General features: G+C 42.4%; 1 protein-coding gene. It reads left to right on the top strand.

The features are described from left to right. The first annotated feature begins 473 nt into the window (after positions 1 to 473). The gene (locus F607_RS0127415; RefSeq protein WP_038292738.1) at positions 474 to 911 is read left to right on the top strand and encodes a c-type cytochrome; all 438 of its coding nucleotides are present in this window, start codon (positions 474 to 476) and stop codon (positions 909 to 911) included. Positions 912 to 1,103: the final 192 nt, after the last annotated feature.

Genomic DNA, 1,103 nt, shown 5'->3' with positions numbered 1-1,103 from the left:
GGAAGCTAATTTTAAACACTGAACTTTAACATTGGCAGCCCTTGGGGCTGCTCATAGCTGTCAAGCCTCCCGCTCTGCGGGAGCGTTATGACTTGCCGCTTTGTAAATACTTCCAAGCCACTTAATCAACAAGTAGATGCTAAGATGAGCATCTTATACAGTTTCTGCTGTTGAATTAATTGGTTTATAATCCCCAGCCATATAACTAAAGTGTCAACGAAACATAAGTCGCATGTTACCTGTATGCAGAAATAGGGTATGGACTCATAGCTTGTATCTTCCTTAGCTTGTTGAGCAATGTTAGTAATCTGTATTAAAAGCCGTAACAGTTGACTGGTCGTTGAATGCTACAGTAGTTGAGCTTTAGCAAAGAAAGAATGCTTGTGTCTTTCATTCTTGAATACGTTAATGGCGCTACAAAAACGTGATGTGGTCTAAGTGGGGATTGTTAAGGGGATAGTAACGTGGGTTCGATGAAAAAATTACTGCAACATATGTTACCTTCAGTGATGGTGGCTGGAGCTGTCTTTTTTGGACAAGGAGCTAGTGCAGCGCTTAATGATGAGATTGTAGAACGTATTAAGCCCGTAGGTGAAGTCTGCCTGGAAGGTGAAGAATGCGCTAAAGCGGCAGCTGCTCCTGTTGCTGCGAACGATGGCCCTCGCTCTGGAGAAGATATATATAATAGTGCATGTACTGCCTGCCATAGTATTGGCGTAGCTAATGCACCTAAGAAAGGTGATACGGCTGCATGGCAAGCCCGGCTTGATGAAGCTAGTGGTGATTTAAGTGTGTTGATAAAAAGTGTGACTAACGGCAAGGGTGCTATGCCTGCAGGCGGCAACTGTAGTAATTGTTCTGAAGAAGAAATTAAAGATGCAATTAAGTTTATGAGCGGTTTAGATATTTAATGATCTACAGCTTTAACTTTTGTCCAAAGAAGTATGTTCATAACAGTCTTATTATTAAGACATCACCTAGCCTACTTTAGGTTGAGTAAATAATTTGAAAAAAAGGTTGCATCTGTGAGGGAGGCCTTTATAATGCGCCCTCACTTCAGCGGTAACGCTTTTCAAGTCCCCGACGCCCAGAGGGTTTCACCG

Origin of the sequence: Zooshikella ganghwensis DSM 15267, assembly GCF_000428585.1 — a bacterium.
Lineage (GTDB): Bacteria > Pseudomonadota > Gammaproteobacteria > Pseudomonadales > Zooshikellaceae > Zooshikella > Zooshikella ganghwensis.
This window is presented reverse-complemented; position numbering and strand designations above follow the sequence as displayed.